Annotated in this window: 27 protein-coding genes and 1 pseudogene; 18 read left to right on the forward strand and 10 right to left on the reverse strand. The window is 63.1% G+C overall.

The window, feature by feature from the left end:
• Positions 1-404: 404 nt before the first annotated feature.
• From BM171_RS15550 to ggpS, 3 genes are read left to right on the forward strand one after another with little or no spacing between them, the layout of a single operon-like run.
• Positions 405-1544 (forward strand): NAD(P)H-dependent glycerol-3-phosphate dehydrogenase, encoded by a 1140-nt coding sequence (locus BM171_RS15550; protein WP_093014525.1) that lies wholly within the window; start codon positions 405-407, stop codon positions 1542-1544.
• Positions 1541-2317, forward strand: coding sequence for an HAD-IIB family hydrolase (locus tag BM171_RS15555; RefSeq protein WP_093014528.1), 777 nt, complete (start codon positions 1541-1543; stop codon positions 2315-2317). The genes BM171_RS15550 and BM171_RS15555 overlap by 4 nt, the downstream gene beginning before the upstream one ends.
• Complete coding sequence (gene ggpS, locus BM171_RS15560; RefSeq protein WP_093014531.1) at positions 2318-3817, forward strand: glucosylglycerol-phosphate synthase; 1500 nt, start codon at positions 2318-2320, stop codon at positions 3815-3817.
• Positions 3818-3862: 45 nt separating this feature from the next.
• On the opposite strand, the gene BM171_RS15565 is transcribed toward ggpS, so the two are convergent.
• Positions 3863-5230 carry a class II 3-deoxy-7-phosphoheptulonate synthase gene (locus BM171_RS15565; protein WP_093014534.1) on the reverse strand — a complete coding sequence of 456 codons (1368 nt, stop codon included), beginning with the start codon at positions 5228-5230 and terminating at the stop codon, positions 3863-3865.
• Positions 5231-5398: 168 nt separating this feature from the next.
• Here BM171_RS15565 and BM171_RS15570 point away from each other — a divergent pair, with 168 nt between their 5' ends.
• From BM171_RS15570 to BM171_RS19400, 9 genes and pseudogenes are all read left to right on the forward strand, one after another.
• Entirely contained in the window at positions 5399-6400 is a 1002-nt protein-coding gene (locus BM171_RS15570) for a GlxA family transcriptional regulator (RefSeq protein ID WP_093014537.1), read from the forward strand.
• Positions 6397-6900, forward strand: coding sequence for a GNAT family N-acetyltransferase (locus BM171_RS15575; protein ID WP_245760293.1), 504 nt, complete (start codon positions 6397-6399; stop codon positions 6898-6900). Before BM171_RS15570 ends, BM171_RS15575 begins: the two co-directional genes overlap by 4 nt.
• Before the next feature lie 90 nt (positions 6901-6990).
• On the forward strand, positions 6991-8184 hold the full coding sequence (locus BM171_RS15580) for an ABC transporter substrate-binding protein (protein WP_093014542.1): 1194 nt from the start codon (positions 6991-6993) through the stop codon (positions 8182-8184).
• Positions 8185-8293: 109 nt separating this feature from the next.
• On the forward strand, positions 8294-9073 hold the full coding sequence (locus BM171_RS15585) for an ABC transporter ATP-binding protein (RefSeq protein ID WP_093014545.1): 780 nt from the start codon (positions 8294-8296) through the stop codon (positions 9071-9073).
• The gene (locus BM171_RS15590; RefSeq protein ID WP_093014548.1) at positions 9070-9891 is read left to right on the forward strand and encodes an ABC transporter ATP-binding protein; all 822 of its coding nucleotides are present in this window, start codon (positions 9070-9072) and stop codon (positions 9889-9891) included. Before BM171_RS15585 ends, BM171_RS15590 begins: the two co-directional genes overlap by 4 nt.
• A gap of 5 nt (positions 9892-9896) precedes the next feature.
• The gene (locus BM171_RS15595) at positions 9897-10907 is read left to right on the forward strand and encodes a branched-chain amino acid ABC transporter permease (protein ID WP_093014551.1); all 1011 of its coding nucleotides are present in this window, start codon (positions 9897-9899) and stop codon (positions 10905-10907) included.
• Positions 10904-12202 carry a branched-chain amino acid ABC transporter permease gene (locus BM171_RS15600; protein ID WP_093014554.1) on the forward strand — a complete coding sequence of 433 codons (1299 nt, stop codon included), beginning with the start codon at positions 10904-10906 and terminating at the stop codon, positions 12200-12202. The genes BM171_RS15595 and BM171_RS15600 overlap by 4 nt, the downstream gene beginning before the upstream one ends.
• A gap of 80 nt (positions 12203-12282) precedes the next feature.
• Complete coding sequence (locus tag BM171_RS15605; RefSeq protein ID WP_093014557.1) at positions 12283-12984, forward strand: response regulator; 702 nt, start codon at positions 12283-12285, stop codon at positions 12982-12984.
• 155 nt (positions 12985-13139) lie between these two features.
• Positions 13140-13655, forward strand: a pseudogene (locus BM171_RS19400) (FIST N-terminal domain-containing protein); the annotation flags it as partial.
• 58 nt (positions 13656-13713) lie between these two features.
• Here the strand turns inward: BM171_RS19400 and BM171_RS19405 are convergent.
• Entirely contained in the window at positions 13714-13842 is a 129-nt protein-coding gene (locus BM171_RS19405; protein ID WP_342741998.1) for a hypothetical protein, read from the reverse strand.
• On the opposite strand from BM171_RS19405, the gene BM171_RS19410 reads away from it, so the two are divergent.
• Both BM171_RS19410 and BM171_RS15615 read left to right on the forward strand, forming a co-directional pair.
• On the forward strand, positions 13795-14190 hold the full coding sequence (locus BM171_RS19410; RefSeq protein WP_342741997.1) for an FIST C-terminal domain-containing protein: 396 nt from the start codon (positions 13795-13797) through the stop codon (positions 14188-14190). The two genes, BM171_RS19405 and BM171_RS19410, sit on opposite strands and share 48 nt — an antisense overlap.
• Positions 14187-16400, forward strand: a complete 2214-nt coding sequence (locus BM171_RS15615) for a PAS domain-containing hybrid sensor histidine kinase/response regulator (RefSeq protein WP_245760294.1) — start codon at positions 14187-14189, stop codon at positions 16398-16400. Before BM171_RS19410 ends, BM171_RS15615 begins: the two co-directional genes overlap by 4 nt.
• Before the next feature lie 3 nt (positions 16401-16403).
• Here the strand turns inward: BM171_RS15615 and BM171_RS15620 are convergent, their stop codons facing one another.
• On the reverse strand, positions 16404-16670 hold the full coding sequence (locus BM171_RS15620) for a hypothetical protein (RefSeq protein WP_093014560.1): 267 nt from the start codon (positions 16668-16670) through the stop codon (positions 16404-16406).
• A 105-nt stretch (positions 16671-16775) separates the two neighbouring features.
• Positions 16776-18062, reverse strand: a complete 1287-nt coding sequence (locus tag BM171_RS15625) for an ATP-binding protein (protein WP_093014562.1) — start codon at positions 18060-18062, stop codon at positions 16776-16778.
• Between the two features lie 162 nt (positions 18063-18224).
• On the opposite strand from BM171_RS15625, the gene BM171_RS15630 reads away from it, so the two are divergent.
• The 3 genes from BM171_RS15630 (at position 18225) to BM171_RS15640 (ending at position 20074) form a co-directional block, all read left to right on the forward strand.
• Positions 18225-18890: a DUF1007 family protein gene (locus BM171_RS15630; RefSeq protein ID WP_093014565.1), complete on the forward strand. Its 666-nt coding sequence runs from the start codon at positions 18225-18227 to the stop codon at positions 18888-18890.
• Positions 18872-19768, forward strand: a complete 897-nt coding sequence (locus BM171_RS15635; protein WP_093014568.1) for a nickel/cobalt transporter — start codon at positions 18872-18874, stop codon at positions 19766-19768. Before BM171_RS15630 ends, BM171_RS15635 begins: the two co-directional genes overlap by 19 nt.
• A 72-nt stretch (positions 19769-19840) precedes the next feature.
• Complete coding sequence (locus tag BM171_RS15640; RefSeq protein ID WP_093014571.1) at positions 19841-20074, forward strand: hypothetical protein; 234 nt, start codon at positions 19841-19843, stop codon at positions 20072-20074.
• 305 nt (positions 20075-20379) lie between these two features.
• Here the strand turns inward: BM171_RS15640 and BM171_RS15645 are convergent, their stop codons facing one another.
• Genes BM171_RS15645 through BM171_RS18735 form a run of 5 tightly spaced genes read right to left on the reverse strand, consistent with a single transcriptional unit; the run spans position 20380 to position 24596 of the window.
• Positions 20380-21129 (reverse strand): gamma-glutamyl-gamma-aminobutyrate hydrolase family protein, encoded by a 750-nt coding sequence (locus tag BM171_RS15645; RefSeq protein WP_093014574.1) that lies wholly within the window; start codon positions 21127-21129, stop codon positions 20380-20382.
• Positions 21126-22067: an amidoligase family protein gene (locus BM171_RS15650; protein ID WP_093014577.1), complete on the reverse strand. Its 942-nt coding sequence runs from the start codon at positions 22065-22067 to the stop codon at positions 21126-21128. The genes BM171_RS15645 and BM171_RS15650 overlap by 4 nt, the downstream gene beginning before the upstream one ends.
• Positions 22067-23803 (reverse strand): sensor histidine kinase, encoded by a 1737-nt coding sequence (locus tag BM171_RS15655; protein ID WP_093014580.1) that lies wholly within the window; start codon positions 23801-23803, stop codon positions 22067-22069. Before BM171_RS15655 ends, BM171_RS15650 begins: the two co-directional genes overlap by 1 nt.
• 2 nt (positions 23804-23805) lie before the next feature.
• A complete protein-coding gene (locus tag BM171_RS15660; protein WP_093014583.1) occupies positions 23806-24363 on the reverse strand; it encodes an RNA polymerase sigma factor in 558 nt (185 codons plus the stop codon).
• Positions 24360-24596 (reverse strand): NepR family anti-sigma factor, encoded by a 237-nt coding sequence (locus tag BM171_RS18735; protein WP_139218720.1) that lies wholly within the window; start codon positions 24594-24596, stop codon positions 24360-24362. Before BM171_RS18735 ends, BM171_RS15660 begins: the two co-directional genes overlap by 4 nt.
• Positions 24597-24644: 48 nt before the next feature.
• On the opposite strand from BM171_RS18735, the gene BM171_RS15665 reads away from it, so the two are divergent.
• Entirely contained in the window at positions 24645-25445 is an 801-nt protein-coding gene (locus BM171_RS15665; RefSeq protein WP_093014586.1) for a response regulator, read from the forward strand.
• A gap of 62 nt (positions 25446-25507) precedes the next feature.
• Here BM171_RS15665 and BM171_RS15670 read toward each other — a convergent pair whose 3' ends face one another.
• On the reverse strand, positions 25508-25672 hold the full coding sequence (locus tag BM171_RS15670; RefSeq protein ID WP_093014589.1) for a DUF1328 domain-containing protein: 165 nt from the start codon (positions 25670-25672) through the stop codon (positions 25508-25510).
• Positions 25673-26218 lie beyond the last annotated feature (546 nt).

Consider the following 26218-nt stretch of genomic DNA (forward strand, 5'->3'; position numbering starts at 1 on the left):
TGTATTCGGATTCTGCGCCTGCCCCGTCGCGCTTGTTTGGACGGTTAGAGTACGGGCTCGCCCATCCAAGTCAAAAATCGGTCCTGAAGTTCCCGCCTGTGTCCTCGGGGATCTCAGAGGTGTCGCATAAGTACTTGATATCCTGAGAACTCGACGTTCCAGCGTTCGCAGGAAGGTTGCCGACTTTTCCGGCAAAACCAGCCAATTCAAGGCCAGATCAGCCGGAATCCGACGCGGGCTTGCGGAATAAGTAGGCAGGCAAGCGCGATCATGCTTAAAAGGGCAGCAGATGTGAGCGCCGCAGCGCCGCATGCGGTGAATCTAGGGCCACCACTGGACACTGGACCCGCGCTGCCTAGCCTATAGGTCATTAAATAAGCAGTCAGAGGCCTCGGGCCCAGAGCATGGACGGACAGATCCTGAACCTTCGCAGAGACACCGACACCCGGATGCGCCACTCGGCGCGGCCCTATAGCCGTATCGCCGTGATCGGCATGGGAAGCTGGGGCACGGCCCTGGCGGCGGTCGCAGCGTCGGCGGGCCGGGACGTTCGCATCTGGGGTCGCAGACCGAAACTGGCCGATGACATCAATGTAAAGCGGATCAACACGAGATACTTGCCCGAAGCGCAGCTTCCCGAGGGCATCCACGCCACCACGGATCTTGCCGAAGCGCTGGACGGCGCGGAGATCGTGCTTCTGGTCACGCCGTCGCGGACGCTGCGTGAGGTCTGCGCCGAGCTCAAACCGCACCTGCCGAAGGGCGTGCCACTCGTCCTGTGTTGCAAGGGCATCGAACAGGGCACGGGCTATCTCTTGTCCTACCTCGTCGCCGAAGAGCTGCCTGGACACCCGGTCGGCGCGCTGTCCGGTCCGACTTTCGCCAAGGAGACCGTGCTCGGCCATCCGACCGCCGCGACCATCGCTTTCGACTTCCGCTATGTCGACCGGCTCGACCCGCATGAAAGCCCGGCTGCGCGACTGGCGGTCTCCATGTCCTCCAGCGTCTTTCGCCCTTACATTTCGGATGACCTTGTCGGCGTGGAAATCGGTGGTGCGGTCAAGAACGTGATCGCGATCGCCTGCGGTATGATGACGGGTGCGGGCTTTGCCGAGAACACCCGCGCCGCATTGATCGCCCGGGGCATGGACGAGATGAAGTTCCTCGCCGAAGCCCTTGGCGGTAGGAGAGAAACTGTGACCGGCCTTTCGGGGGCAGGCGATCTGACACTAACCTGTTCCTCCATGACGTCGCGCAACATGTCGCTGGGCGTGCAGCTCGGCGAAGGCAAGCGCCGCGACGAGTGTTTCGACGGCAAGCCCGTTGTCGTCGAGGGAGAGGTCAATGCCGTCTCCGTCGTCGATCTGGCCAGGCGGCTTGGCGTGCACATGCCGATTTCGGAAGCAGTGCACGCGATCCTGCATGAAGGCGCCGATCTTTCGCAGACCTTCACGGAGCTCTGGGCGCGTCCCATTGAATCCGAGCCGCGCGCCCTGTCGATCCGCATCGCCCATCCTTCCGCAGTTGACCAGGACCGTAAATGACCCAGCCTCCCCGGATATCCACTCCGCTCGCCGAGCGCCGCTTCGTATTGGCAACCGATCTCGACGGCACATTTCTAGGCGGCAGCCAAGAGGATCGGCGACGGCTCTATGACTGGGTCGAGGCCAATCGGGAGACCATCGGCCTCGTCTTCGTAACGGGCCGCGATCCTGCCTTCATCAAGTCGCTCTGTGCCGGTGGCGTGCCTTGGCCCGAATACGTGATCGGGGATGTCGGAACCACGATCGCCAAGGTCGAGCACGAAGAAGTCAAACCTATTGAGGAACTTGAAGAAGAGATTGCAAGCCTCTGGGATGATGCAGGTTCTCGGGTTCGCGCGGCGCTTGATGACCATCCCGGCCTGAGCTTGCAGCCAACCGATTTTCGATACCGGGTCAGTTTCGATCTCGATCCGGACGCCTTCGATCCGACCGCCAAGGAGAAGGTTGACGAGATGGGTCTCGACTGGCTCATCTCCGACGACAAGTTTTTCGATGTTCTGCCGAAGGGTGTTTCGAAAGGGCCGTCCCTGAAGCGCTTCGCACGGCACATGGACCTCGCGGAGCCGCGCGTTCTGGCGGCGGGTGACACGCTCAACGATCTGTCGATGCTGGAATGCGGCCTGCCGGCGGTGGCCGTGGGCGGGTCCGAGGAAGCGCTTCTGGCACGCGTGCGCCCTCTCGCGCATGTCTACAAGGCCAGCGCAATCGGCGCTGGCGGTATCTTGGAAGCGGTCGGCGCGATGGACCTCCATCCCGTCCCCGAAGGAGTTTGAATGGGCAGCGATCTTGTTATCGTCTATCACCGGCAACCCTATGAAGAGGTTGTCGAAAACGGAAAAACCGTCTTTCGCGAGAACAAGAGTCCGAACGGGATCGTCCCGACGCTGAAAAGCTTCTTCGGCAAGGTCGAGAATGCCGCTTGGGTTGCCTGGAAGGAGGCGGAGGATGTCACCGATCCGGGCTTCGAGCGGGTCATCCAGATCGAGGACAGCTTTGGCAGCTATACGGTCTCTCGACTGCCGCTGACGGCCGCCGATGTGCAAAGCTTCTACCACGTGACCTCGAAGGAAGCTTTCTGGCCGATCCTCCACGGCTTCAAGGAAAAGTACAATTATGACCCGGTGGATTGGGGCACGTTCCGAAAGGTGAACCAGGCCTTCGCGGAGGCCGCCGCAGCCGAGGCGGCCAAGAATGCCGCCGTCTGGGTGCATGACTACAATCTTTGGCTCGTTCCGGGATATTTGCGCCAGATGCGGCCCGATCTGCGGATCTCGTTTTTCCATCACACCCCCTTCCCGGCGGCGGACATCTTCAATGTCCTGCCCTGGCGCGGCGAGATCGTGGATTCGCTGCTGGCTTGCGATGTCGTAGGCTTCCATATCCCGCGCTATGCATCGAATTTCGTGTCGGTCGTGCGCTCGCAGCGCGACGTGGGCGAAGTGCCGCGTGTGCTCGTCACGGAAGACTTCGTCTCGGAAGGATCGGCGCTTTCGGATCGCACCCAGCCCGTGAAAATCCGCACCGAGGATCGCGACGTGAAGCTTGGTGTGACGCCGGTGGGTGTCGATACCGACTACATCGCGGAGGTCACGGCGCGTGAAGAGACAAAAGCGCGCGCTGAAAAGATAAAGGAGGAGCTGGGCGGCTCCAAGCTCATACTGTCGGTCGGCCGGACCGACTACACCAAGGGCGGCGCGGAGCAACTTCTGACTTTCGAGCGGCTTCTGGAGAAGCGCGAAGATCTGCGCGGCGATGTGCGGCTCCTGCACGTCTCGGTTCCGGCGAACCGGAACATGACCGTTTACGCGGAGATCCAGCAGGAGATCGAACAGATTGCAGGCCGGATCAATGGGCGCTTCGGCACATTCACATCGACCCCTGTCTCCCTGATTTCACGTGCAATTCCCTTCGAGGAGCTCGTCGCATACTACCGTGTCGCGGATGTCGCCTGGATTACGCCGCTCGCAGACGGGATGAACCTCGTCTGCAAGGAATACGCGGCCTCGAGGGATGATTGCGACGGCGTGTTGATCCTGTCGGAATTCGCAGGTGCGGCGATCGAGCTTGGCGCGGCGATCCTGACAAATCCGTATTCGCACAAGAACATGGACCATGCCATCGAGACCGCGCTCAACATGAGCGAGGAAAATCGCAGGAGCCGGATGGAAGGTCTTCGGCGCAAGGTCGAGACCTACAACACGGCCCGCTGGGCGCAGGACCAGCTGGCGCTTCTGTCGCCCGAGGATTTCGCCGAGGAAAACAGCCCGGCCTGAGCCAGGCAGATAGCGGGCGGACCAGATGGTCCGCCCTGCCCGTCTTCAGCCGTTCGCGGCTGCGAGCGCCTCGCGATGCGAGGTCAGCTCTTCGGCCACGAGGAACGCGAGTTCCAGCGATTGCGACGCGTTGAGGCGCGGATCGCACGCGGTGTGGTAGCGGTCCGAAAGGTTCTCGTCCGAGACCGCGTAGACGCCGCCGGTGCATTCGGTCACGTCCTGACCGGTCATCTCGAAATGGACCCCTCCCGGGACGGTGCCTTCCGCCTTGTGCACCGCGAAGAAGTCGCGCACCTCGCGCAGAACCGCATCGAACGGCCGGGTCTTGTAGCCGGAGGCGGACTTGATCGTGTTGCCGTGCATCGGATCGCAGACCCAGGTGACATTCGCACCGGCCTCGCGCACCGCCTGGATGAGACGCGGCAGGTTCTCGCCCACCTTGCCCGCACCGAAACGCGCGATGAGTGTCAGCTTGCCCTCTTCGTTCGTTGGGTTCAGCTTTTCCATCAGGATCTTGAGATCCTCGGCGGTGGTGCTCGGCCCGCATTTCAGTCCGATCGGGTTCAGAACGCCGCGCGCGAATTCCACATGGGCGCCGTCCGGCTGACGCGTGCGATCGCCGATCCAGATCATGTGGCCCGAGCCTGCAAGCCACTTGCCGGACGTCGAGTCGAGACGGCACAGCGCCTCTTCATACTCGAGAAGAAGCGACTCGTGGCTGGTGTAGAAATCCACCGTCGAAAGGTTGTGGTTCGACGCGCTCTCGAGCCCGGCGGCCTTCATGAAATCGAGCGTATCCGAAATCCGGCCCGCCATCTCGCGGTATTGCGCGGCCTTCTCGCTTTCGGTGAAGCCGAGCGTCCACTGGTGGACCTGGTGGATATCCGCATAGCCCCCCGTCGAGAACGCGCGCAAAAGGTTCAGCGTCGCGGCGGCCTGGGTGTAGGCCTGAAGCATCTTCTGCGGGTTCGGAATACGGGCTTCCGGCGTGAAAGCCAGCTCGTTGATGATATCGCCCCGGTAGGACGGCAGCTCCAGATCGCCCTGGGTCTCGGTCGGAGCCGAGCGCGGCTTGGCGAATTGCCCGGCCATGCGGCCGACCTTCACCACCGGCACCTTCGCGCCGTAGGTCAGCACCATCGCCATCTGCAGCATGACCTTGAACGTGTCGCGGATCGCATCGGCCGAGAACTGGTCGAACGCCTCGGCGCAATCGCCGCCCTGGAGGAGGAACGCCTCGCCGCGCCCGGCGGCGCCGAGCTGACGCTTGAGCGCGCGTGCCTCACCGGCGAAAACCAGCGGCGGATACTGGGAGAGCTGTGCCTCGACAGCGCCAAGGGCTGCCTCGTCGGTATATTCCGGCATCTGAACCCTGGGTTTCTGCCGCCAGCTCGTTTTCTGCCATTCGCTCATGCTATCTCTCCGATGTCGCGGATCCGTCTGCTCCGTTTCGGGGGCCGGGTTTAGACCATAGAGGTCCGGGTGACCATACAACATTTTGCCTGCGCTTCTTGACGCCGAAGGCCGCTTGATGACTCTGGGTCAATTCCGTCGAACTGAGTCGGACCAGGAGATGTGCCAATGCTGAATGACGACAATGTCGTGGAGCTTGAAGGCGAAGCCCGGCTTCAGCGGTACGTGTTCGTCCTGCTCGACAATTTCACACTGATCTCCTTCGCCTCAGCCGTGGAAACCCTGCGCCTTGCCAACCGCATGGCGGGCCAGACGATCTACACCTGGACGCTATTGGGAGAGAATGGCGAGACCGCGACCTGCTCTGCCGGAACGACCTTCCATCTCGACGGCGGGCTCGGCTCGCTCGGGCGGGACGACACGGTCGTCGTGTGCGGCGGCATCGACGTCCAGTCGACCACGACCAAGACCCTGCTCAACTGGCTTCGCCGCGAGGCGCGCAACGGGCACCGGATCGGCGGCCTGTGCACCGCGGCGCATGTGCTGGCGAAGGCCGGCCTTCTCGACGGCAAGCGCGCCACGATCCATTGGGAAAACCAGGACAGCTTTCTTGAGGATTTCGACGAGGTCGAACTGACCAAGTCCGTGTTCTGCGTCGATGGCAACCGGTTTACCACCGCCGGCGGCACCGCCTCGCTCGACCTGATGCTCCGCCTTGTGGCGCGCGATCACGGCGAGGCGCTCGCGAACGCGGTGGCCGACCAGCTGATCTATTCCTCGATCCGAACCGATCAGGACGTGCAGCGCCTGTCTGTGCCGACGCGCATCGGCGTGCGTCATCCAAAGCTCGCCGAGGTCATCCAGAAGATGGAGGCCAATATCGAGGAACCGATCAGCCCCGCGCGTCTCGCCAAGGAAGTCGGCATGTCGACGAGGCAGCTCGAGCGGCTGTTCCGGCGCTATCTCAACCGCAGCCCCAAGCGGTACTACATGGAGCTGCGTTTGCAGAAGGCGCGCAACCTTCTGATGCAGACCGACATGACGGTGATCAACGTGGCGCTGGCCTGCGGCTTCACCTCACCTTCGCATTTCTCCAAATGCTACCGGTCGCATTACAAGACGACGCCTTACCGCGAGCGCGGCTCTCACGGCGAGGACCGGGTGAAGTGATCCGAACGGAGCGTCTGCTGCTCCGGCCGGCGCGGGACGACGATCTGGAGGACTTGCACGCGATCTTTTCGGACCCGCGCGCCATGCGCTACTGGGATCGTCCCGCCTATAAGGAGATCGAGACCACACGCGCCTTCCTGCGCTGGTTCATGACCCCGGATCAGGAGCGCCGCGAGGAGTACATCATCGAGCTGGACGGACGGGCCATCGGCAAGGCGGGTATGTGGGCCAAGCCCGAAGTGGGCTTCATTCTGCATCCCGATGTCTGGGGCCAAGGCTATGCCTTCGAGGCGATGAATGCGGTGATCCCGCGCGCTTTCGCGGCGCACCCGAGACTGCCTGCCCTGACCGCCGAGATCGATCCGCGCAACCGCGCTTCCGAAGCTCTCCTGACGAAACTCGGCTTCGAGCGGACGGGCTTTGCGGAGAAGAACTTCCTCTATGGCGGGGAGGAATGGTGCGATACCGCCTATTACGCGCTGGAGCGGCCGAAAAGATGACCTAGCGGTAGGCAAGCTCGCCCTTTTCTTTTCAAAATCGCCCGCCTAACGTCGGGTTCAGGACCAAGATCCTAATTTAGGGAGACAGACATGAAAAAGCTGCTGATGGCGACCGCCGCCACCGCATTGACCGCAGGGACCGCCTATGCCCAAGACGCCGAGAGCGTTCCGCTCGGCATCCTTCTGAGCTTCACCGGCCCGATCGAAAGCCTGACGCCCGCGATGGGCTCCGGCGCCGAGATGGCGATCTCCGAAGTCTCGGAGAACGAGAATTTCCTCGGCGGCGCGGCCGTAACGCCCGTGCGGGGCGATGCGACCTGCGTGGACGCCGCCGCGGCGACCGCGGCAGCCGAGCGGATGATCACCTCCGAAGGCGTTGTCGGCATCATGGGCGCCGATTGCTCGGGCGTGACGACCGCCGTTCTGGCAAACGTCGCCGTGCCGAACGGCGTTGCGATGATCTCGCCGGCGGCAACCTCTCCGGCCCTGTCGAGCGCCGAAGACAATGGCCTGTTCTTCCGCACCGCGCCCTCCGATGCGCGTCAGGGCCAGGTTCTGGCCAGCATCCTCAATGAAAAGGGCGTCGGCTCGGTCGCCGTGACCTACACCAACAACGATTACGGCAAGGGTTTTGCCGACGCGTTCCAGGCCGCCTTCGAGGAAATGGGCGGCGAGGTCACGCTGTCTGCCGCGCATGAGGACGGCAAGGCGGACTATTCCGCCGAGGTCGGCGCGCTGGCCTCCGCGGGCGGCGACGCACTCGTCGTGCTCGGCTACGTGGACCAGGGCGGCGCGGGCGTCATCCAGGCAGCGCTCGACACCGGCGCATTCGACACCTTCGCCTTCGGTGACGGCATGATCGGCGATGCTCTGACCGCAGCCTTCGGCTCCGACCTCGACGGCTCCATCGGCACCGCGCCGGGCAGCGAGAACGAGGGCGGCGCGATCTTCGCCGAGATGGCGTCCGAAGCCGGAATCGACGGCACGTCGGTCTATGCGGGCGAAAGCTACGACGCGGCGGCGCTCCTCCTGCTCGCGATGGCCGCGACGGGCTCCACCGATGCGACCGAGTATTCGGGCGCGATCATGGATATCGCCAACGCGCCCGGCGAGCCGATCCTGCCGGGCCAGCTTGGCGACGCGCTGCAGATCCTCGCCGATGGCGGCGAAATCGACTATCAGGGCGCATCTGGCGTGGAACTCGTGGGATCGGGCGAAGCCGCCGGTTCCTATGCCGAGTACACGATCGAGGATGGCGCGCTGAGCGTTGTCGGCTACCGCTGAGTCACATTAGATCAAATGACGCTGCGGCCCGGGGTTTCATCCCGGGCCGTTTGCGATAAGAGACGTGGCCAAACCGGCCCGAGAGCCGGGGCTTTGAAGGGATATTCCAGTGATCCGGGTCGATACCCTCCACCGCCATTTCGGCGGATTCCGGGCCGTTGACGGGGCCAGCCTAGAGATTGCCACGGGGTCGATCACCGGCCTTGTGGGGCCGAATGGCGCGGGCAAGTCGACATTGTTCAACGTGATCGCGGGCGCGCTGCCGCCGACAAGCGGTCATGTGTACATGGACGGCGAGGATATCACCGGCCTGCCGCCGCACGAGCTGTTTCACAGAGGCCTTCTTCGCACCTTCCAGATCGCGCATGAGTTTTCCTCGATGTCGTGTCGCGAGAACCTGATGATGGTGCCGGGCAGCCAGTCCGGAGAGACGCTCTGGAACGCCTGGTTCGGCCGCGGCCGGATCGCCGAGGAAGAAGCCTCGCTTCTCAGGAAAGCGGATGAAGTCCTTGATTTTCTGACGATATCGCATCTGAAAGACGAAAAGGCCGGCAACCTCTCAGGCGGACAGAAGAAGCTCCTGGAGCTTGGCCGCACGATGATGGTCGAGGCCAAGATCGTCTTTCTCGACGAGGTTGGAGCCGGTGTGAACCGTACGCTTCTCAATACGATCGGGGACGCGATCAAGCGGCTCAACGAAGAGCGCGGCTACACGTTCTGCATGATCGAGCATGACATGGATTTCATCGGCCGACTCTGCGATCCGGTCATCGTCATGGCCGAGGGACGGGTTCTCGCCAAGGGCACGATCGACGAGATCAAGTCGAACGAAGAGGTGGTCGAGGCCTATCTCGGCACCGGCCTCAAGAACAAGGAAGCGACGTCATGAGCGACGCCTATTCCGGTCGCGGCAACAAGGACCGCTCGCTCGGTCGCGAGCCGGGCGTCAGCCAGGGCGATCCGGTCGCCAAGGGCGGTGCGGCGCGCCCTGCCCCGGATGGCCCCTTCCTGATCGGCGATGCGATGACGGGCGGCTACGGCAAGGGCGCGGACATCCTGCATTCCTGCACCATCGCGGTAGAGCGCGGCGAGATCGCCGTCATCGTCGGCCCCAACGGCGCAGGCAAGTCGACCGCGATGAAAGCGGTCTTCGGAATGCTGCACCTGCGCGAGGGCGCCGTCCGGCTCGATGGCGAAGAGATCACCGACCTGTCGCCGCAGGACCGCGTGAAAAAGGGCATGGGCTTCGTGCCCCAGACCTCCAACATCTTCACTTCGCTGACCGTCGAGGAAAACCTCGAAATGGGCGCGTTCATCCGCGAAGACGACATCTCGGAAACGATGGCGCAGGTCTACGACCTGTTCCCGATCCTGAAGGAAAAGCGGCGCCAGCCTGCGGGCGAATTGTCAGGCGGGCAGCGCCAGCAGGTCGCCGTCGGCCGCGCGCTGATGACGAAACCCAAGGTTCTGATGCTCGACGAACCGACGGCGGGCGTCAGCCCCATCGTCATGGACGAGCTTTTCGACCGGATCATCGAGGTTGCCCGCACCGGCATTCCGATCCTGATGGTCGAGCAGAACGCCCGCCAGGCACTCGAGATCGCGGATAAGGGCTACGTCCTCGTCCAGGGCCGCAACGCGCATACCGGCACCGGGAAAGAGCTTCTGGCCGATCCCGATGTGCGCCGGTCGTTCCTGGGGGGCTGATTCCGATGGATCTTCTCAACGCCTTCATCGTTCTGTCGAACTTCGTGCTCGTCCCGGCGATCGCCTATGGCGCGCAGCTTGCCATCGGCGCGCTTGGCGTGACGATGGTTTACGGGATCTTGCGGTTCTCGAACTTCGCGCATGGCGACACGATGGCCTTCGGAACGATGGCGACGATCATCGCGACCTGGGGGCTGCAAGCGGCGGGTATCACCTTCGGCCCGCTGCCGACCGCGCTTCTGGCGATCCCCGTCGGCATCGCCGCGTGCGCCGCGCTGGTTCTGGCGACCGACCGTGTCGTCTATCGCTTCTACCGCGCTCAGAAAGTGGTGCCGGTCATCATGGTGATCGTCTCTATCGGGGTGATGTTCATCTATAACGGTATCACGCGGATCATCCTGGGCCCGGACGACCAGCGCTTCGCCGATGGCGAGCGGTTCATCATCTCGGCGCGCGATTTTCAGGAAATGACGGGCCTCGAGGAAGGTCTCGCGATCCGCACGACGCAAGGCATCACGCTCGTTGTCGCCATCATCGTCGTCGTCGCGCTTTTCTGGTTTCTGAACCGCACCCGCACGGGCAAGTCCATGCGGGCCTATTCGGATAACGAGGATCTGGCGCTTCTGTCGGGGATCGACCCCGAGCGCGTGGTTCGGGTGACCTGGCTCATCGTGGCGGCGCTGGCGACCATCGCGGGCGTGCTTTACGGACTCGACAAGAGCTACAAGCCCTTCACCTATTTCCAACTGCTCCTCCCGATCTTCGCGGCGGCCATCGTCGGCGGTCTCGGCTCGCCGATCGGAGCCATCGCGGGCGGGTTCGTGATCGCCTTCTCCGAAGTCGCGATCACCTATGCCTGGAAACGGGTGCTGGAATACACCCTGCCCGAGAGCCTCGCGCCAGACAGCCTCGTGCAGCTTCTGTCCACGGATTACAAATTCGCCGTGAGCTTCGTGATCCTCGTCATTGTTCTTCTCTTCCGGCCGACCGGATTGTTCAGGGGGAAATCGGTATGAACGACCGTCTCCGCGCCGTTCTGCTCTTCGGCCTTGTTGCCCTGATGATCGTGGGCACGGGCTTCGTGCAAAGCTGGAACTCGGCGCTCATCATTCTGAACATGGGTCTCGTCTCGGCGCTGATGGCCTTGGGCGTGAACCTGCAATGGGGCTTTGCCGGGCTCTTCAACGTGGGCGTCATGGGCTTCGTCGCGCTTGGCGGGCTTGCGGTCGTGCTGACCTCGATGCCCCCCGTGGGCGCGGCCTGGAGCGCGGGCGGACTGCGGATCCTTGCAGGTCTCGCCCTCGGGGCGGCGTCAATCGTCGCTGCGATCCTCGTCTGGAAGAAGACGTCGGGCCGGGTTCGCGGCTGGGCCGTCGCTGCGGTGCTCCTCGTCGGGTTCTTCGCCTTCCGGACCGTCTTCGATGCCGGCGTGGAAGCGGTGGAGGCGGTCGATGCCGCGACATCGGGATATCTTGGCGGGCTGGGTCTGCCGGTCCTTCTGGCATGGCCCGTCGGCGGGCTTCTGGCGGCGGGCGCGGCCTGGATCATCGGCAAGACGGCGCTTGGCCTTCGGTCCGACTACCTCGCCATCGCGACGCTCGGCATCGCGGAGATCGTCATCGCGATCCTGAAGAACGAGGATTGGATGTCCCGCGGCGTCAAGAACGTCAACGGCCTGCCCCGTCCGGTCCCCTACGAGGTCGACCTGCAGGCCGATCCCGGTTTCGTCGAGCGCGCGGGCAGCATCGGGCTCGACCCGACAACCGCGTCGACGCTCTTGGTCAAGCTCGGCTATTCGGTGCTCTTTACCGTCGTTCTCGTGATCGTCCTCGTCCTGGCGCAACTCGCCCTCCGGAGTCCCTGGGGCCGAATGATGCGCGCGATCCGCGACAACGAAACCGCCGCGCGCGCGATGGGCAAGGACGTGACCGGCCGGCATTTGCAGGTTTTCATCCTCGGCTCGGCGATCTGCGGCATCGCGGGCGCGATGATGACGACCCTCGACGGGCAGCTGACGCCGACCTCCTACCAGCCCTTGCGTTACACGTTCCTCATCTGGGTGATGGTGATCGTCGGCGGGTCCGGCAACAATCTCGGCGCGGTGCTCGGCGGGTTCTTCATCTGGTTCGCCTGGGTACAGGTCGAACCTCTCGGCCAGGCGATCATGGGCATCGTGACCTCGGGCATGGAAGATGGCGGCTTGAAGCGTCACCTTATCGACAGCGTGCAGCACATGCGCCTTCTGACGATGGGGGTGATCCTGCTCCTGGTGCTGCGTTTCTCGCCGAGGGGTCTTCTGCCCGAGCGATGACTTTAAGACCTTTAGCCAAGTGACACCTGCAATCGCAGCGGCGTAGGCTCTACGTGACACCTAGAGCAAAGACATTCGCGATGAGCCCAGCCTTGCGCCAAGCCGAGCCGACACAGTTCACCAAAGCGCTGGTGGTCGACGATCACCCGCTGTTTTGCGATGCGCTGACCCTCACGCTGACCTCTATCGGCGAATTCGACAGCGTGGCCACCGCTGGCACCTTGCAGGAAGCCCTCGACCGGGTCGAAACCCATGGTGCCGATTTCATCGTCCTCGATCTCAACCTGCCGGATGTGAATGGTCTCGACGGCCTGGTGCGGCTCCGCAAGGCGGTGCCCGACGCGGCAATCCTGATCGCCTCTTCGATGGCGGATAACCGGATGATCTCACATGCGCTGAAAGCCGGCGCGAACGGGTTCGTGCCGAAGCATTCTCAACGCGCCGTCTTCTCTCGCGCCTATGGGGCAATGGCCGGCGGCGAGACATTCCTGCCCGAAGGCTATATCGATCCCGAAGGCGGCCCATCCGATGCCGGCCCGCTCGATGCGGTCGAGCGGCTGGCGACGCTGACCAATCAGCAATCGCGCATCCTGTCACTCATCTGCGAAGGCAAGCTCAACAAGCAGATCGCCTATGAACTCTCCATCGCCGAGACGACGGTGAAAGCGCATGTGACCGCGATCATGCGAAAGCTCGGTGTCCACAGCCGAACCCAAGCGGTTCTGATCGCGCAGAAAGCCAGCTTCAGTCAGGTCTTGCCAACCGGCGAGGAAGCCCAATAACCTCCCGCCGGGAGGACATGACGCCAGTGGACGGAGCACTCGACAGCCCGGCCCGCACCGCGCGCGCGGCAGGGCGTATCTTGCGAACAGCCCAGGTCAACGGACGCGATCCGGATGCCGCCTCGCAGATCCGCGACGCGCTCGGGGCCGAACCGATGGCGCTTCTTGCACTCTTTGTCACGCCCGACGCGGATTTCGATACGCTTCTGGCAGGGGTCGCATCGGCATGGCCGGATATGCCCCTCATCGCTTGCACGACCGCCGGGGAACTCGGGCGCAACGGCTACGAGACCGGCGAGATCGTGGCGGTCGCCTTTCCCGCGGCCGATTTTTATATCGAGACGCTGGAAATCCCGGACCTGGCGCAGATCGAGGACCAGGTTCTGATCGACGCCGTGATCCAGACGCGGACAACGCTGTCCGAGCGCGCGCCCGAGGCATGGTCCGAATTCGCCTTTCTGATGGTCGATGGTTTGTCGCTGGCCGAGGAACGCCTGACGACGCTTCTGGCGACCGGGCTCGGTTCCATGCCGTTATTCGGGGGGTCTTCGGGTGACGGAACCCGCTTTGCCGAGACCCAGATCCACTTCGGCGGCGCGGCGCGTCGGAACGCGGCGGTTGTCGCGCTCGTGCGCTCGCGTGCGCCGGTCAAGGTCTTCACGCTCGATCATCTCGAACCGACCGAGACGCGGATGGTCGTGACCGGCGCCCGTCCCGAGGAACGGATCGTCACAGACGATCAACGCCGAGCCCGCCGCCGCCGAATATGCCCGGCTTCTTGGCAAGGATCCTCACCAGCTCGATCCCTTCATCTTCGCGGCACATCCCGTCGTCGTCCGCCTGGGCGATGTCCACCACGTCCGTGCGATCCAGCGCGTGAACGACGCGGGCGAGCTTGTCTTCTTCTCCGCGATCAACGAAGGCATGGTGCTGACCCTCGCCGATCACGCCGATATCGCCGAACACCTCGAGGATCGGCTCGGTGCGATGCAGGAGGACGGCGCGCCCGTGGAGATCCTCGCCTGCGACTGCATCCTGCGGCGCATCGAAGCCGAGCAAAGCCAGAAGGCACGCGCCATTTCGGAGATCCTGCGCCGCCACAACGTGACCGGGTTCTCGACCTATGGTGAGCAGATCGGCGCGCTGCACGTCAACCAGACCCTGACAGGCGTCGCCTTCTTCCGCCCGGAGGACGATACGAATTGACCTCGACCTCGCTCATCAATCCGTCCGACACGATAGAGCGTCAGAACGAAAAGCTTTTGCAGATCACTGACGCGCTCATGCGGCGGATCGAGAACCAGACATCGCAATCGGGCGTGGCCTTCGCGCAATTCGAGCGCGCCGCGCTTCTGGAAAAACAGGTCCGCCAGCGCACCTCCGAGCTCGAGCGGACGCTCGACCTTCTCCAGGATTCCAATGCGCGTCTCGCGAGCGCCAGCGCGGAGGCACAGGATGCCCGCCGCGACCTTGCCGATGCGATCGAGACCGTCAAGGAAGGCTTTGCGCTCTTCGATCCAAATGACCGGCTGGTGATGTTCAACTCGCGCTTCTGCCGCGATTTCCGCGATGTGGCTCCGAAGCTGACCGCCGGTATGAGTTTCAACGAATATATCGACCGGATCGCGTCCAGCCGCTACCTCGCCCTGCCCGACGCGGATACCCCTGCAGGCTGGCGCGTGCGCCGTCTGGAGCGGCATCAGGACCGCAACGTGATGTTCAACGTCGAGCTGACGCAGGACCGCTGGCTGCAGGTCTCCGAGCAGCGCACGGGCAAGGGCGGCACCGTTGTTTTGCAGACCGACGTAACCGACCTCATCCGCATCGAACGCCAGGAACGGGCACGGCTCGAGAGCGCGCAGGCCCGGCTTATCCAGGCGACCCTAGACCATCTCAACCAGGGCGTTGCCATCTTCGACGAAGACGGTCTGCTTTTGGGCTGGAACAGGCGCATCGGCACGCTTCTCGCGGTGCCCGCGCATTTGATCCAGCTCGGCATCGCCTTCGAGGCGCTGGTCGACCAGCTTGGCCGTGACCTGGATTTCCTTGGCGATGTGGACCGCGCGGCCTTCCGCGCCTGGGCGTCTCGCCAGGGCCGCGGAGAGCCCATCTCCTTCGAGGTGCGGCACGGACGGCGGGACGTTTTGCATGTCTTCGGCAGCGGCTTGCCCGATGGCGGTTTCCTCGTTTCGGTGACCGACGTGACCGCCGAACGCGAAGCGGCGCAGCGGCTTTTCGAGATCAACGAGATGCTCGAACAGCGTGTCATGGAACGCACGCTTGAACTTGAGGATGCCCTCGGCGCGGCGGAGCGCGCCAATGCCTCCAAGAACCGCTTCGTCGCCGCGGCCTCGCACGACCTGCTTCAACCGCTGTCGGCGGCCGAGCTCTTCATCTCGTCGCTCGCGGGCCGGCTCGAGAACGACGCGGACCGGCAAGTTGCGGCCAAAGCCGGCTCCGCGATCAAGAGTGCGGTCAGCCTGATCGACGCGCTTCTCGACATCTCCAAGCTCGACAGCGACAGGCAGCGTTTCGACATCCGGCCGGTCGCGCTGAGCGAGATTTTTCTGCCGCTCCGGGACGAGATGGAAGTTCTCGCCACCGACAAGGGTCTGGGCTTTTCCATCGTCGACAGCGCACTCACCGTGGAAAGCGACCCCGCCTATCTGCGCCGCGTCATCCAGAACCTTGCCGCCAACGCGATCCGCTACACGGAGACGGGACGCGTCCTCATCGGCGTTCGGCGCCAGGGAAATTCGGCCCGGATCGAGGTCTGGGACAGCGGTCCCGGCATCGCCGAAGAGGACCAGGACCGCATCTTCGAGGAATTCCAGCGTCTCGATTCAAAGGCGAGCCGCAACGACGGGCTTGGCCTCGGCCTTGCCATCGTGGAGCGCGCCTGTGCGCGGCTCGGTCATCCACTGGGCCTCTGGTCGGAGCCGGGACGCGGCTCCTGCTTTCAGGTCAGCGTGCCGCTCGCGGGCCGCGCGCAGCCGCGCGTCATCTCGGCCCAGGCACCGAGAAAGATCGACCTCGGGCGCACGGGACTCATCGTCCTTTTGGTGGAGAACGAGCCGGAACTCCGACGCGCGATGCAGCTTCTGATGGAAAGCTGGGGCGCGGACGTGATCGACGCCGGAGATGGTGAAGCCGCGATCGACCTCATCGCCGATCTTGAGCTGATGCCCGACGCGATGATCCTCGATCAGCAGCTCGGACCCGGGTTGAGCGGCACCGACCTGCTGGTGGAACTCACCCGGCGGTTCGGTCCGCGCCCTGCCCTGATCCTGACCGCCGATCGCTCCGAGGAGGTCCGACGCACGTGCGAAAGTCTGGGCGTCGAGCGGATGCTGAAACCGCTCGACCGGACGCGTCTCGGACAGTTTCTGACCGAGGCCGCGCGCGCCGTCCCTTGAGGCTCAGAGCATCGCCTTGCAGCCGCGATGCGCGTTCGGCCGGCCGATATGACGCGGGTTTTTCACGATGATCCACCGCGGCTCTGCGCCGGGCGGGCCGACACGGCTGTAGGTGCAGCCATCGGGCGTGGTGAACCATTGGCCGGTATCAGCCCCCTGTGGTGCGGCCTGTGCCTGACCGGGCCGGATCTCGATCTCGACGCTCTGGGTTTGGGCCTGTGCCGTGAGCGGAAGCAGCGAAAGACTGGCGGCGATGATGACCTTGTGCATGGCGGACCTCGTTCCGTGGTTTGAGAGTCGCTGATGCCGCCAGTCCCCGCCGTGACCGGGGCCGCAATATGGCGAGGACGCGAAGTTTCGGTCGAATTTTTGGGATCACCGTCCGATCACGATATCGGCGCGAAGCCCGCCGAGTGTCTCGCTCGCCCCGAGACGAAGCACGCCGCCATGCGCGCGCGCGATATCGGCGGCGATGGCGAGGCCGAGCCCGACGCCAGAGCCACGGTTCTGGTTGCGCGATGGATCGAGGCGGACGAAGGGGCGCACGGCCTCCTCGCGATCCTCGGGCCGGATGCCGGGACCGTCATCTTCCACGCGAATCCTGAGCGCGTTCGGCGTGATCCTGAGGCTTACCTCACAGCGCGAGCCATAGCGCACCGCGTTGCCGATCAGGTTCTCGACCGCGCGGCGGATCGACACCGACCGGAGCGGAACATCGCCCTGCCCCTCGACCTCAGCAAGCTGAACATAGCGGCCCGCGCGGATCTGATCGTCGACGATGGCCCGAACCAGCGCGGCGGGGTCTGTCGGTTCCGCCGTGCCTGCCTCGGCATCGCCCCGCGCGAAATCGAGGAAAGCGTCGATCAGCCGCTCCATCTCGGTGACATCGCCCTCAAGCGCAGAGCGTTCCTCCTCGCTCAGCATGGAAAGTTCCAGCTTCATCCGCGTGAGCGGCGTTCGAAGATCGTGGCTCACCCCTGACAGCATCATCGTGCGCTGTTCGATCTGCCGCTCGATCCGGGCGCGCATGTCGAGAAAGGCATGACCCGCGATGCGGACCTCGCGCGCGCCCGCCGGGGTATAGGCGACGTGTCGGCCGCGTCCGAACGCTTCGGCGGCATCCGCAAGCCGCGTGATAGGTCGCAGCTGATTCCTCAGGTAGAGATAGGCGATCGTCGTCATCAAGACGCCGAAAAAAATCATGTTCACGAGAAGCTGGTGCGGGTTCGATGCCGACGCACGGTTTCGTCCGAACCGCACGCGGTAGAGCTCGCCATCTCTCTCGAGAAAGACGAAAACATCTGCGTCGTTCGGGGTCACGACCTGCCGGATACCGCGCACGCGACTCATCAGCTCGTCGATCACCACCAGCGCGGAGAAGTCATACCAGCGCCGATCCGATCCAGCCGGAATGCCGTCTTCCGAGACGCCGATGACCTCGAAATCGAGGGACAACGGCCGAATCTGGTCGTCAGGCTGCATCGCGACATTGAGCGAGCGCGCGATTTCCGAGGTCATCTGCCGGGTCACGCCCTCGAAATGGCGCTGGATGAAGACCACCGAGACCACGAGCTGCAGCGTGACCACCGGCAGGATCAGGATGAGAAAAGCCCGCCCGTAAAGGCCGCGGGGCATGGTGCGTTTCAGCCAGTCGAAGCTCATGGCACAGTGCTAGCGCAGCCTCATGGCCCGCGCCATCAGTAATGCGGGGCACAAGATCTGGCTTAGGCGGAAACCCGACAATCAGACCGCTCCCTACCCTTGGAACGCCCCGCGCGACCGGATACACGTCGCCAACCGAATGTTCAGCAAGGCCGCCCTGCCATGCCTCGCGTTGCCACCGCTCTTGCCCTCTGCCTGTCCGCCGCCGCGACGGCGGTATCGGCGCATCCGCATATCTTCATCGACACCACGTTCGACCTGCGCTTTGACGAGGAAGGTCAGCTGGTCGCTGTCGAAGTGGAATGGAGCTACGATGCCTTCTACTCGATGCTCACCGTCGAGGAGGCGGGTCTCGATGCGGATGGGGACGGCGTACCCGAGCAAGAGCGTCTCGATGCCTTTGCCGGCACCGATGTCGATTGGGCGGGCGGCTTTCCGGGCGATTTCGATCTCCAGCTCGGGGGGACGCCTCTCGCGCTCGAAACCGCCGAAGCGCATGAGGCGAGCTATCAGGATGGCAGTCTCGTGACCCGCCATGTCCGCCCGCTTGAAGAGCCCGTCTTGCCGGGAGGTGAGGCAATCATCGCGCGCGCTTATGATCCGACCTATTTCGTCGCGTATGACGTTCCGACAACGCCCGAAGCGACGGGGCCTGTGTCCTGCACCGTTGAACGCACCGAGGCCGATACCGAGGCAGCGCAGGACAAGTACGGCGAGCTTCTTGCCGAGATCGACGAGACCGAGGATCCTTTCGAAACAGTGGATCTGCCCGATATCGGCATCCTCTTTGCTGACACGTTTGTGTTCTCATGCGCGCAGACAGGCTGATCCCCGCCGCCCTCGTGCTCGCCCTGGGCCTTGCCGCGCTCCTGATCGGCACGGCAGACGATGTCGCGGCCTGGGCGGCGAGTTGGCAACGCGAGTTCCAGAACGGGCTTGCGGGCGCGCTCCGGGCGTTGCAGGCGGGTGATCCAGGCGCGACGCTGACGGTTCTCTCGCTCTGTTTCGCCTACGGATTCGTTCACGCGGCAGGTCCGGGGCACGGCAAGTTCCTCATCGGCGGTTACGGGGTCGGGAGCGCGGTAAAGCTTCGCACCCTTGCGCTCGTCGCGCTCGCCTCGTCCCTCGGGCAGGCCATGACCGCCGTCGGGCTCGTGGCGCTCGGCTTCGGGCTATTCGGCATCTCCCGCGAGGCGCTGACGGATATGGCCGACGGACATCTGGCCGTCGTCAGTTTCGGCGCAATCGGCGCAATCGGTTTGTGGCTGATGATCCGCGGAATGCGGCATCTGCGGCGGCAAACGCCGGCCGTGCATCACCACGACCACGCGCATCACGAGGCCTGCGGCTGCGGGCATGCACATGCCCCCTCGCCCGACGACCTGGCGCGGGCTGGCGGCGCACGAGACATCGCCGCGCTGATCGGTGCTATTGCGATCCGGCCGTGCACCGGCGCGCTGTTTCTTCTGGTGATCGCCTGGTATATCGACCTGCCTTGGATCGGGATCGCGGGCGCGTTCGCGATGGGCTTCGGCACGGCGGCCGTTACGATCCTCGTCGCGATCCTGGCCACCTCCTCGCGCCAGGCCATTCTGACAGGGCTCAGTGACAATCCGCGGCTGGCAAGACTGGGGCCAATCCTGGAGATCTGTGCCGGTGCTGCCGTGATCCTTATCGCGGCTCAGGCAATCGCCCTGCAGATATAGCTGCCGTAGCGGGAACCATTCGCGCCCCCGCGCGTTGCCAAGATGTCTTAACTGTAGACTGCGGTATCCAGAATGTCCGACATCCCTCGCCCCCTCCCCGTCACGGACGGGATCGTACTTGACGACCAGGAAGCGCTTGCCCCGGGCTTCAGCCCAGCAGACGCGGCGCGGCTTGTGCAGGAATTCGATACCGACATTGCGCCTCCCTACCGCGCCGCGACTGCGCCTGCATCCGAGCTGGAGGAAGGCACTCCGCCGGCCTTCGTCGACATGGCCGAGGTGGACAGGGACTTCGACGCTTACTGAAGACGTCCGATATGAACGCAAAAAGGGGTGGCCGTCGGGCCACCCCTTTCCTCGTGTGAGAACCGAACTGACGTTTTGGTCAGCGGCTGCGTTGGTCGTAATCCCTGTCGCGCTTTCTACCCGTCAGCGCGTAGATGATTGCGGTGACGAAGGAGAGCGCGACGAGACCTAGGATGAAAGTCTGTGTCATTTTCTGCGCGTCCTTCTGCTCTTTATTTGGCAAACAAACTGCGCCGCACTTCCTAAAGTTCCGTCACCGTCACGGTCTTGTAAGATTACCGGCAGATTTCGTGACAATATCGCCACTAGAGCGGCAGATTGGCACACTGCTGTTCTGCCTGAGCCGCTTCTTCATGGGCTGCGGCAAGCTGACCCCGCGAGGCCATCCGGGCCAGCGCTGCTTCTATCAACGCCTTGAAAAGACGGCGATGTGCGCGGCGGTAGAAGATATGCTCGGGATGCCATTGAACGCCGATCGCCATCGGATCGCGGATGCGCTCGATCGCCTGGATCATGCCGCCCTCGTCGCGGGCCGCCACCCGAAGCCCGCGCCCGAGCTTGTATACGGCTTGCGAGTGCAGTGCATTGACCTTGAGGCAGTCCTTTCCGGTCACGCGGGACAGAAGGCTGCCCTCCTCCACATCGACGCGCTTTTTCGGCAGGATCGTCCGATAGTAGCGCGAGTCGTAGACGTCGTAGGCGTCCTGGTGCAGGTCACCTCCCAGCACGACGTTGAGCATCTGCGAGCCCCGGCAGATCCCGAGGATCGGAAGGTTACGCTCGAAAGCTTCCTTCAGGACGGAGCTTTCCAACTCGTCGCGGTCGGGATCGAGACGAACGCCCACGCGCAGCTCTCCGCCGTAGAGCGTCGGTGCGATATCGTCACCGCCGCCGATGACCACGCCATCCACCGCGTCGAGATCGATCTCCCGGTCACTTTGCCAGCGGATCGCACGCCCGCCGGCCAGCCAGATATTGAGCGCCATGAGGGGAAAGATGCGCCAGCCCGAACGGCGCGAGACCGTCACGCCGATCACAGGATGTCGGGTGCTCATACGAAGCCTCCGACGATCTCGGCGGACCGTTTGGTCCAATCGCCGCGCGTCGTGATGAGGCGTCCGCGGTGGTCGCGCCAGGCGTTGCAGAGCTCTGCGACAAGATCCGCGTCCTGCGCCACTTCCTCGACGCGCACCCAGCGGTTCCATTCAAGGCCGAGCGACCAACCGTCCTCGTCGAGCCGGGCATCCGGCAGCCGGAAATGGTAGGTCGGTCGCGCGGAGACAAGATTCAGGTCCATCGCCTTCGCAACGCGGTCCTGGTCGATCTCGGCGAAGAGGCACAGCATGTCGAGCCCATGGTTCCGCGACGGCGCACGGTCGAGATAGATGTCGATGAGATGCTCTAGGCTTTCGACCTCTCCGGCCAGCGCATCGAGAAGCGGACGTGGATAGGGATCGACGAAAGGCAGCATGCGCCGTGCCAAGTCGATGCCCATCGCATCGCGAAACGCATCCTCAAGGAAGGCATAACTTCGCAGCACCGGAAGGATATTGTCGAGAGAGAGGTCGACAACCTCGGGATTGAAATGCACGCCGAAGCCGAGGAATATCCCGGAGGCGGTCCCCGTGGCTCCCGCTCCGGCCAGGGCATCGCAGAGCTCGTCGATCCGGGCGATGTCAGCGGGTTCGATCGGAGCGGTCACGATCTCCACCGGAACGACCATGCGCGCCAGGTCATGGACGCGCTGCTCCAACGCAGTCTCCGCCCGCTTGAGGTATTGCGTGTCGAGATAGACCTCCACGGGGCCTATCTCGGTGTCTTCGATCACGTAGCCCTTCTCGCCGCGCTCAGATCGCGTGCCGCCGAGCACGTCCTCGACGATTCCGGTCACCCGCTCTTCCGCAAGCGCGCCGAACTCGATCTCCACGCCCACCTTGCGGGGCGCGCCATCGGCATTTTTCGGGACTGGCAGGGCTTTCGGCGTCTCGGACATCAATAATCCACCACTTCGGGTTTGAAATCGGAAATCCGGAAATCGACCCGCACACAGAAGCGTTCGCCCTCCATGCCGTGCGAAAGCTCGCCTCCGAGCTGGGTCGCGAAAGCCTGAATGAGCCGCAATCCAAGCCCGCCCATCGGATCGATCTCGGGGGGATGTTCGGGATCGGAGGAATTGACGACTTCCAGCGTGACGTCGCGGTCGGATGTGGTCTTCAGGCGCACGGAGATCTGCTGCGAGCCGGTGCTGTCGGCCTGTGCGTATTTCTCCGCATTGGCCAAAGCTTCGGCCGTCAGAAGCGACAGCGGCATCGCCTGATCGGGATAGACATCGACCTGATCGAGATCGCGTGTGATCTTGATATTCCGATTGCCATGCTCGGCGGCGACGGCCACCTGATCGATAAGCTCGTTGAGAAGCTCGCGCACATCCACATGGCCCAGATCCGCCGTGCGGTAAAGTTGGCGGTGGATCGCCGCAAGACCTCGGATGCGGTCTTGCAGCCGTCGCAGGACGCGCTTGGTTTCATCCGTCTCGCTCTGACGGATTTGCATGTTCATGATCGAAGAGATGAGCTGCAGGTTATTTTTGACCCTGTGGTGGACCTCTTTGAGAAGAATGGTTTTTTCCCGCAGCGTATTCTCGAGCTGCGCTTCGTCCTGAAGGATCGAGTCGGACATCTGAAGGAAGTCGTTCTCCATGTCGCGAAGCTCGAGCGCCATGTCCGATCCACTCGACTGTGCCGGCAACCTGCGGTCGCGCGCGAAGCTCCGCATCTGGTAGCGCAAGGTGCGGATGTGCCGGATCACGAGACGATTGACCGCGAGATAGGCCACGATCACGCTGGCCGCCCACATCACGAGCGGCAGCATCTTTGCGAAAGCCCCGGTCTGAAGCGCGGTGGCGTTCGGACTTTCGGGATCCCAGACGGTCAGGGCATAGGCGAGATCGGGCACGACGCTCGCGACTGCGTAGATATAGCTCTCGCCCGAACCCGAGCGTCCGAGGAAGCTGTATTGATCCCCCTCGGTCAGCGTCTCGATATTGAGATCCCCGGGCAGCAGGTCTCCGAGGCGATTGTATTCGCCAAGCGATTTCAGGATCTCGCCCGTGTCGTTGATGAGCACGACGTCGATATATCCGGGATTGGCCGCCTCTTCGCGGTTCTCTATGGCGCTCATGATACGGACCGGGACAGAGATGATGATGTGTCCCAGATGTGCCCCGTCGCGCAAAACCGGCCGGTATATCGATACCACCGACTCACCGCTGACCGGCGCGAAGTCAAAGCGAAGGATCTTCGGCCGTGGCTGACCGAGCGCCTCGATCGCGCCGGGATACTGACTGAGATCGATCGTTTGATCGGTAGTCGAGCAAAAGACCGCCCCATCTACACCGAGAAAACCCACGAAGCTGACATAGCCATTGAGCTCCTGATACTCGCGCATCGCAAGCTCGCAGCTCTCATCGGTTCCGACGGTTTCGCGCGCTATCGCTCCCAAAGCTTCGGCCGCCCCGAATGCACGGGTCAGGAGAGCCCGCTCCGGCGCCATCGCCGCCTCGGTCAAGTCGGCGAGACTGAGCTGCGTGCGGGCGCGCGTTTCCTGATCGAGCTGAGCGGTTTGCAAATACGCGACAAGGCCAAGCGGGATCAGCGCAATCGACAGGAACGCAATGATCCGTGCCCCCAATCCACTCGGGATCGGACGTGGGCCTGGCGCGCCAATCATGCTTACCTCGCTGTGGCGGGTTTGTTGCCGGAGACGACTGCCATTGTGGCTTGATCGGTCAGCTCGAAGGCTTCTTCATCGCTCAGCGACAGAAGCTCCGTCAGACGCGCGCGGGCCCGGTTGGTGCGGCTCTTGATCGTGCCGACGGCAACGCCGCACATCTCGGCGGCCTCCTCGTAAGAGAACCCCGACGCTCCGACGAGGATCAGCGCTTCACGCTGCTCGTCGTTGAGCGTCTGGAAGGCGCGCATGAAGTCGGCCATCTGCAAGCGCCCGTCATGGGCTGGCTTTTCAGAGAGTGTCTCCGTCAAGAGACCGTCTGCATCGCCAACCTCGCGGCCGGCCTTGCGCCGGTTCGAGTAATAGGTGTTGCGCAGGATCGTGAAGAGCCAGGCGCGCATGTTCGTTCCGGGCTCGAACGTATGGATCTTGGTCCACGCCTTTACCAGAGCGTCCTGAACCATGTCATCGGCAAGTGAACCATTGCGCGTCAGCGACAGAGCGAAGGCGCGCAGTGCTGGCAGATGCTCGACCAGCTCGTCGCGGGGATCTGCACTCATTCGTCATTCTCGCCCGAATTGCTTACCTTGGCCTCGTCTTGCTCTTTCAGCTGGGACAAAAGGTCGAGAAAACGGTCGGGTACATCCTGCTCAAGCATGTCCCGATACACTTTTTTCAGATTCTCGTCGATCACATCGTCTCGCTTTGTACTAGGTTGATCGTGAGCCATCATTTCCCTTGCACTTGGATTGCGCGCCCATTTTCCGGCCCTTAATTCGGGAACAAACAGCAAGTGTCGACGTTAGGTTCCAGAAAAAGTTACGACGAAGGATAGAATTTTATGCCACAGGCAGACCTCAGCAGCGAGATCGGTACCGCTCTTCCCTATCTGCGCCGGTATGCACGCGCTCTTACGGGGTCGCAGACATCCGGCGACAAATATGCCGCCGCGACCCTCGAGGCCGTTCTCGCAGACCGCGAGATGATTGCAAACGCGTCATCGGCCAAGGTCGGTCTTTTCGGAATGTTTCATGGTATCTGGGTGACAACAGGCGCGCCGGTCACCGAAGAGGACGAGGGCCCGCTAAAGGCCGCGCAAGGCCATTTGTCGCGTCTGACGACCAACAGCCGCGAGGCGCTGCTCCTGCATACGATCGAGGAGTTCCCGGTCTCGCAGGTGGCTGAGGTGATGAACATCTCTGCCGAAGAAGCGGAAACGCTCATCGAAACGGCGCGACAGGAAATGGCAGACGGCATGTCGGGCCGGGTCCTCATCATCGAGGACGAGGCGATCATCGCGATGGACCTCGAAAGCATCGTCGCCGATCTCGGCCACCGCGTGACCGGCGTCGCCCGCACCCGGGACGGTGCGCGTCAGCTCGGCTCGAAGGAGACGCCGGATCTCATCCTCGCCGACATCCAGCTTGCCGACAATTCCTCCGGCGTCGATGCGGTGAATGACCTTCTGAAGGATCTTGGTGAGCGGCCGGTGATCTTCATCACGGCCTTCCCCGAGCGCCTCTTGACGGGCGACAAACCGGAGCCGGCGTTTCTGATCTCCAAGCCCTATTCCGAAGAGCAGGTCCGTTCCGCGATCAGCCAAGCCATGTTCTTCTCCTCGACGGAGACGCTGCGGGCCTGATGTAACGCCATCTGTTCAAGGAAGCGCCGGGGCATCGCTGTCCCGGCGCTTTTTCGTGCGCGCTATACCTTGCGAACCACTCGCATGACGATGGCGGCGATGAACAGCACGAGGAAGATGAAGAACAGGATCTGAGCGATCCCGGCGGATGCCGATGCGATACCGCCAAAGCCGAAAACCGCGGCGATGATCGCTATGACGAGAAACGTAAGTGCCCAACCAAGCATGATCGTCCTTTCCCCCGGGTTTCTCCCGGGACAAATGCACCGGCCGGAAGCGCCGGATATGGTGCATCTGAAACGCCTGTAAATGGCACTCGGTTCCCTTGCGTTAGATCGGACGCGTCAACCTGAAGAAGACGGCTCCGCACGTGGAGAGGAGGCAAGTCTTGCAATGACGTGATGGTCCGCTGTCTCGGCGAGCCACTGCGTCGCAGGCGCGTTGTGGCCGGACAGCGTGTATCTCTTGCGCCAATCTGACAGCCGCTAACATCGCTGCGCTTGCGGTATTTACACGCAAAGAGTGAACTATGTTTACAACTACATTCGCTCTTGGAAAATATATTCACAAAAACCTGTCGCGTTTTTAGGTACTTGTTTCCTTGTTTTCACAGCTGCCGTATCGTCAGGCGCAAATTCCATGGTCGCGACGGGGGAGTCGCATGACCATGCGATGTTCAGGAGGAGGCGATATGAGTGATGTGAAGATCTACGCGCCGAGCGACGAGATGGTGGCGAAGGCGCATGTGGATGCGGCGCGGTACCAGGAGATGT

This window comes from Roseivivax halotolerans (assembly GCF_900115815.1).
Taxonomy (GTDB): domain Bacteria; phylum Pseudomonadota; class Alphaproteobacteria; order Rhodobacterales; family Rhodobacteraceae; genus Roseivivax; species Roseivivax halotolerans.

What these genes read in the sequence shown, in the direction of transcription:
- BM171_RS15550 (WP_093014525.1), top strand. Translation starts at nt 405, where the DNA reads ATGGACGGACAGATCCTGAACCTTCGCAGAGACACCGACACCCGGATG.
- BM171_RS15555 (WP_093014528.1), top strand. Translation starts at nt 1,541, where the DNA reads ATGACCCAGCCTCCCCGGATATCCACTCCGCTCGCCGAGCGCCGCTTC.
- ggpS (WP_093014531.1), top strand. Translation starts at nt 2,318, where the DNA reads ATGGGCAGCGATCTTGTTATCGTCTATCACCGGCAACCCTATGAAGAG.
- BM171_RS15565 (WP_093014534.1), bottom strand. Translation starts at nt 5,230, where the DNA reads ATGAGCGAATGGCAGAAAACGAGCTGGCGGCAGAAACCCAGGGTTCAG.
- BM171_RS15570 (WP_093014537.1), top strand. Translation starts at nt 5,399, where the DNA reads ATGCTGAATGACGACAATGTCGTGGAGCTTGAAGGCGAAGCCCGGCTT.
- BM171_RS15580 (WP_093014542.1), top strand. Translation starts at nt 6,991, where the DNA reads ATGAAAAAGCTGCTGATGGCGACCGCCGCCACCGCATTGACCGCAGGG.
- BM171_RS15590 (WP_093014548.1), top strand. Translation starts at nt 9,070, where the DNA reads ATGAGCGACGCCTATTCCGGTCGCGGCAACAAGGACCGCTCGCTCGGT.
- BM171_RS15595 (WP_093014551.1), top strand. Translation starts at nt 9,897, where the DNA reads ATGGATCTTCTCAACGCCTTCATCGTTCTGTCGAACTTCGTGCTCGTC.
- BM171_RS15600 (WP_093014554.1), top strand. Translation starts at nt 10,904, where the DNA reads ATGAACGACCGTCTCCGCGCCGTTCTGCTCTTCGGCCTTGTTGCCCTG.
- BM171_RS15605 (WP_093014557.1), top strand. Translation starts at nt 12,283, where the DNA reads ATGAGCCCAGCCTTGCGCCAAGCCGAGCCGACACAGTTCACCAAAGCG.
- BM171_RS15620 (WP_093014560.1), bottom strand. Translation starts at nt 16,670, where the DNA reads ATGCACAAGGTCATCATCGCCGCCAGTCTTTCGCTGCTTCCGCTCACG.
- BM171_RS15625 (WP_093014562.1), bottom strand. Translation starts at nt 18,062, where the DNA reads ATGAGCTTCGACTGGCTGAAACGCACCATGCCCCGCGGCCTTTACGGG.
- BM171_RS15630 (WP_093014565.1), top strand. Translation starts at nt 18,225, where the DNA reads ATGCCTCGCGTTGCCACCGCTCTTGCCCTCTGCCTGTCCGCCGCCGCG.
- BM171_RS15635 (WP_093014568.1), top strand. Translation starts at nt 18,872, where the DNA reads ATGCGCGCAGACAGGCTGATCCCCGCCGCCCTCGTGCTCGCCCTGGGC.
- BM171_RS15640 (WP_093014571.1), top strand. Translation starts at nt 19,841, where the DNA reads ATGTCCGACATCCCTCGCCCCCTCCCCGTCACGGACGGGATCGTACTT.
- BM171_RS15645 (WP_093014574.1), bottom strand. Translation starts at nt 21,129, where the DNA reads ATGAGCACCCGACATCCTGTGATCGGCGTGACGGTCTCGCGCCGTTCG.
- BM171_RS15650 (WP_093014577.1), bottom strand. Translation starts at nt 22,067, where the DNA reads ATGTCCGAGACGCCGAAAGCCCTGCCAGTCCCGAAAAATGCCGATGGC.
- BM171_RS15655 (WP_093014580.1), bottom strand. Translation starts at nt 23,803, where the DNA reads ATGATTGGCGCGCCAGGCCCACGTCCGATCCCGAGTGGATTGGGGGCA.
- BM171_RS15660 (WP_093014583.1), bottom strand. Translation starts at nt 24,363, where the DNA reads ATGAGTGCAGATCCCCGCGACGAGCTGGTCGAGCATCTGCCAGCACTG.
- BM171_RS15665 (WP_093014586.1), top strand. Translation starts at nt 24,645, where the DNA reads ATGCCACAGGCAGACCTCAGCAGCGAGATCGGTACCGCTCTTCCCTAT.
- BM171_RS15670 (WP_093014589.1), bottom strand. Translation starts at nt 25,672, where the DNA reads ATGCTTGGTTGGGCACTTACGTTTCTCGTCATAGCGATCATCGCCGCG.